This window comes from uncultured Intestinimonas sp. (genome assembly GCF_944387725.1).
Classification (GTDB): Bacteria; Bacillota; Clostridia; order Oscillospirales; family Oscillospiraceae; genus Intestinimonas.
The window spans coordinates 1-4710 of sequence record NZ_CALXGA010000098.1; the positions used below are offsets into that span (position 1 = coordinate 1).

The 4710-nt window shown below is 65.8% G+C and carries 5 protein-coding genes; 4 read left to right on the forward strand and 1 reads right to left on the reverse strand.

The features are described from left to right. A partial coding sequence (locus Q0K09_RS10290; protein WP_294475945.1) for an IS5 family transposase occupies positions 1-377 on the forward strand: 377 nt, incomplete at its 5' end. Here the strand turns inward: Q0K09_RS10290 and Q0K09_RS10295 are convergent. Continuing rightward, on the reverse strand, positions 374-577 hold the full coding sequence (locus Q0K09_RS10295; RefSeq protein WP_294475947.1) for a hypothetical protein: 204 nt from the start codon (positions 575-577) through the stop codon (positions 374-376). The genes Q0K09_RS10290 and Q0K09_RS10295 overlap by 4 nt on opposite strands. Positions 578-825: 248 nt before the next feature. Between Q0K09_RS10295 and Q0K09_RS10300 the strand changes: the two genes are divergently transcribed. The 3 genes from Q0K09_RS10300 (at position 826) to Q0K09_RS10890 (ending at position 4598) form a co-directional block, all read left to right on the forward strand. Then, positions 826-3201 carry a SpoIIE family protein phosphatase gene (locus Q0K09_RS10300; protein ID WP_294475949.1) on the forward strand — a complete coding sequence of 792 codons (2376 nt, stop codon included), beginning with the start codon at positions 826-828 and terminating at the stop codon, positions 3199-3201. 180 nt (positions 3202-3381) lie between these two features. Then, positions 3382-3993, forward strand: coding sequence for a BMC domain-containing protein (locus tag Q0K09_RS10885; protein WP_365932134.1), 612 nt, complete (start codon positions 3382-3384; stop codon positions 3991-3993). After that, complete coding sequence (locus tag Q0K09_RS10890; RefSeq protein ID WP_365932137.1) at positions 3990-4598, forward strand: BMC domain-containing protein; 609 nt, start codon at positions 3990-3992, stop codon at positions 4596-4598. The genes Q0K09_RS10885 and Q0K09_RS10890 overlap by 4 nt, the downstream gene beginning before the upstream one ends. Positions 4599-4710: the final 112 nt, after the last annotated feature.

The following is a 4710-nucleotide window of genomic DNA, read 5'->3' on the forward strand; positions in this document are numbered from 1 at the left end:
ATGCCATTGTAGATGGACTGGGCAACCCAGTGGAGTTCCTTCTTTCAGCTGGAAATGATAACGATTGTGTTCATGCCATAGAGTTGTTGGAAAACGTTGAACTCTGCGGGAGCAATGTGCTGGCAGACCGGGCTTATGGTGCTCGATCCATTCGGGAATACATCTCAGAGCATGGGGCCAATTATGTGATCCCGCCCCAAAGCAACGTGTCTAATCCCTGGCCGGTAGACTGGTATCTGTATAAGGAGCGGCATTTAATCGAGTGCTTCTTCCAAAAAATCAAATGGTTTCGCAGGATTGCTACCAGATATGACAAGCTGGACGCCTCCTTTTTAGCCTTCGTTTACCTTGCCGCCATTGCAATTCTGTTGATTTAGAACAAGTCTCCTGATTTTTTCAAACAAGCCCTAAAATTTGTAAAGCCCTTCTTTACATCACAATATTTTTTGATTCCCGATGGATCAATCCTGCCGTCGTTTGTTACATTTTGCATTGGGACAAAGGATACTTCGGTATCGTCTGAAATTACGCCAGCTTTAGGATTGATTTCGCACACATCCCCCAGCTTCGCCATCACACCATCCCCTCCAGCCCGTCCGGCCGCCGATGAACTTCCGCCTCCTGGTGTTCCATACCCTCAGTTTATCAAGATTCCGCTGAACCGTCAATATGGCATAACCTCCAGACGTTTCCTTTCCCGGGCTGTTCCGCCCCCTCCGCCGGAGGGCCGAAAATCCCCCGGGCCCCTCCCCCCAATCCGACGATATATTTCTATGGTATGGATTATACTGGCGCTACGAACTGATACATAGGAGGAGAGCGTCCATGGCGGCAAAGGCAGATTGGAAGGCAAAGGCGGCCCAAATACAGGAGGAAATGGCCCGGACGGGGAAGCTGGTGCTCCGGGCCCCGGGCCTGGTGCGGGCGGCGGAGTGTCTCATCCGCTTCACTCTGGGGGCGGTGCTCTCCGGGGCGGAGATTTTCGGCGGCTACGCCCCCTTCGGACTGTCCATGGTGGGCTGCTCCGGCTCCGGCCTGGACGGCTTTTCCGCCCTGTTGGGGGCCTGCTTCGGCTACCTCTCCTTTCGGGGCCTCACCGGAGGGCTGCGGTATGTGGCGGCGGCCATTCTGATCTTTTCGGTGGCCTTCGCCTTTTTCGATATCCGCCTCTACAAGCGGACCTGGTTCATGCCCGTGGTATCCGCCCTCCTCAGCGGGGCCACCGGCTTTGTCTACCTGGGAAAGGAGGGCTGGGAGGCGTCCACGGTGATCTTCTTCCTCACCGAACTGCTGCTCACCGGGGCGGGGGTCTACTTCTACCGGATCGCCTTCTCCCCCTGGACGGCCCGCCGGGAGGACGGGACCCTGACCCCCCGGCAGCTCACCAGCCTGCTGATTCTGGGGGGTACGGTGCTCATCTCCCTGTCCCAGCTCACCGTTTTGGGGGACGCCATCTCGGCGGGGCGGATTCTGGCCGCCCTGGCGGTGATGGTGTGCGCCTCCCAGGGTGGACTGGGGACGGGGGCCGCCGTGGGGGTGGCCGCCGGGCTGTGCATGGACCTGGCTCAGGGGGGACCGGGGTACTTTTTCACCGTGGCCTACGGCTTTGCCGGACTCATGACCGGGGTTTTCCAGGGCCAGAGCAAGACGGTCTGCGCCGTGGCCTACGACCTCACCAACGCCGTGGTGGTGCTGTGGGCCTGGGAGGGCGGGGTCCAGATCCCCCTGCTCTATGAGGTCTTCTCCGCCTCGGTGCTCTATCTGCTGCTGCCGCCCCCCTTCCTGCAAAAGGTCCGGGCCCGGCTGGCTCGGGAGAAGGGGACCGAGACGGCCGACCGGGCGGCGGCCTACGTCCGGGAGCGCCTCAGCGAGACGGCCTCGGCCTTCCGAGAGCTCTACGACACCATGAAGGGGGCCTTTCGCTGCCCCGTCCCCAACGACGCCGACCTCACCACCGTCTTTGACCGGGCGGCCGACCGGGTCTGCCGCCGGTGCGCCCTCCGGGACGCTTGCTGGCAGCGGGGGTACAACGACACCTTCAACGCCCTCAACGACGCCCTGCCCGCCATGGCCGAGCGGGGGCGGGGAGAGGCCTCCGACTTTCCCCAGCACTTCACCAGCCGGTGCCTCCACTTCCCCCAGTTCCTCTCGGCGGCCAACGAGGCCCTCACCGCCGTCCTCTGCCGCCGGCAGTACAAGAGCCGTCTCCAGGAAAACCGGGCGGCGGTGTGCCGGCAGTACGGGGAGCTCTCTGCCCTGCTGGGGGCGGCGGCGGCCGAGCTCTCCGCCGAGCTCACCCCCGATCCCGCCCGGGAGAAGCGGCTGCGGCAGCATCTCACCGCCCTGTCCCTGGAGGGGAACGCCTGGGTCTACTACGACGAGCACGGCCACCTGCGCTGTGAGGTGGAGGGCCCGGACCTGGCCCCCCTCCGGGAGGAGCAGGAGCGCGCCGCCCTCTCCGCCCTGCTGGGGGTGGAGCTCCGGGTCCCGGAGGCGCGGACGGTTCCAGGGGAGGAGGGCGGTCCGGAGCGGCTGGTCTTCACCCAGGCCGAACCCCTGCGGGCGATCATGGGGGCGGCGGCCCGGCAGAAGGAGGGGGAGACAGTGAGCGGCGACGCCGGGGCCCTCTTCCGCTCGGCGGGGGGGCGGGTCTACATCCTCCTCTGCGACGGCATGGGCAGCGGTCCCGAGGCCAGCCGGGAGAGCCGCCTGGCCGTCCGCCTGCTGGAGAAGTTCCTCCAGGCGGGGGTGGAGGCCGAGACCGCCCTGAAGACCCTCAACTCCGCCCTGGCCCTCCGAAATGAGGAGGCCGGGGGCTTTACCACCGTGGATCTGCTGGAGGTGGACCTCTTCACCGGGGAGGCCGCCCTCTACAAGCTGGGGGCGGCCCCCACCTACATCCGGCGGGGGAGCTCAGTGAGCCGGATCACCGGCTCGGCCCTGCCGGCGGGGCTGGCCGCCGGGGACCGGGTGGTCCCGGACGTCAGCCGTCTGCGGCTGGAGGCGGGGGACCTGGTGGTGCTGGTCAGCGACGGGGTGACCACCGGCCGGGAAGACCAGTGGCTCCGCGCCGCCCTGGCGGAATTCACCCAAGGGACGCCCAAGGACCTGGCCCGAACCCTGGTGACTCCCGGGGAGGGGGAGAAGGCCGCCGATGACCGCACCGCCCTGGTGGTCCAGATCGTCCGCCGGGAATTCTGAGGGCCTGTTGGCCCCTGGACGGCGGCGCCCCCCTGCCAACGAATCACGACGCGGGAAACCAGGACTTTTTTGACGCCGGAGGGCAGAAACCGCTTGCGGTTTCCGCCCTCCGGCATTATAATAGAGGAGAAACGAGGGCTTCCATGCCCCGGCCGGGCGGCAGAAAGGGCTGAGAGGAATATGAAAGCCATTGGAGTGCTGGAGACCAAGGGCCTCATCGGCAACATCGAGGGCCTGGACGCCATGATGAAGGCGGCCCGGGTGGACTATGTGGGGGGCCTGACCCTGGGCTCCGGCCTGGTGGCCATGGTGGTCACCGGGGAGGTGGACGCCGTGGAGGCCGCCGTGGCGGCGGGCTGTTCCGCCGCCGTAAAGGCGGGGGAGCTCTTTTGCCATCTGGTGATCCCCCGGCCCCACCGGGAGCTCTACAAGTGTATGCCCCTCCGGGGGGCTCCGGCGGGGGGCCACGCCAAGCCCGACGTGGTGGAGAACATCCCCCTGACCCACGCCTTGGGCATTGTGGAGACCAAGGGGTACACCCCCAACATCCAGGCGGTGGACGCCATGCTCAAGGCGGCCAACGTCACCCTGGCGGGCCAGGCCCGCATCGGCGCGGCCATGGTCATCGGCCTGGTCCAGGGGGAGGTGGGGGCCGTGGAGGCCGCCGTGGCGGCGGGGCGGTCTGCCGCCGCTGAAATCGGGGAGGTCGTGGCCGCCCATGTGATTTCCCGCCCCCACGCCGCAGTGGGCGAGACCATGCCGGATATGAAATATGGGGAGGCGCTTGCATGAATGCCCTGGGATTTATCGAGACCAAGGGTCTCACGGGAAACATCGAGGCCACCGACGCCCTGATGAAGGCGGCCAAGGTGGCATTTGTGGGGACCAACACCGGCATCGGCTCCGGCCTCACCACGGTGGTCATCACCGGCGAGGTGGGGGCGGTGAAGGACGCCGTGGCGGTGGCTAGGGCTGCCGCCGGCAAGGTGGGGGAGTTCTTCTGCGCCAACGTCATCCCCCACCCCCACCCGGAGCTGGTCCATGTGCTGCCCTACGGCGGCTCCGCCCCCAGCAAGTCCAGACTGAAGCCCGGCCGCCCCGTCCCCCTGACCCAGGCCCTGGGCATGGTGGAGACCTTCGGTCTGGTGGCCGACATCCAGGCCGCCGACTCCATGCTCAAGGCGGCCAACGTCACCCTGGTGGGCATGGCCCAGATTGGGGCCGGCCTGGTCACCACCTTCGTCCAAGGGGACGTGGGGGCGGTGAAGGCAGCCGTCCAGGCCGGCATGGCCGATGCCGCCGCTGTGGGACAGCTGGTGGGGGGCCATGTGATCCCCAAGCCCCACGCCGTGGTGGGGGAGGCCATACCCGACCTCCGGGATGCCCCGGAGGCGTAAGCCGTCAAACGCAAAAACAAAAGGCGCCGCGTGTCTGAACAGCACCCCAATTGTTAGACAGTATGGTATACTACTAACGAATGGGGTGTTGTTTTATGCCAAAAGGGAAACC

Bases quoted from the DNA above. Each gene is read 5' to 3' on its own strand.
- Q0K09_RS10300 (WP_294475949.1), top strand. From the start codon at position 826: ATGGCGGCAAAGGCAGATTGGAAGGCAAAGGCGGCCCAAATACAGGAG.
- Q0K09_RS10890 (WP_365932137.1), top strand. From the start codon at position 3,990: ATGAATGCCCTGGGATTTATCGAGACCAAGGGTCTCACGGGAAACATC.
- Q0K09_RS10885 (WP_365932134.1), top strand. From the start codon at position 3,382: ATGAAAGCCATTGGAGTGCTGGAGACCAAGGGCCTCATCGGCAACATC.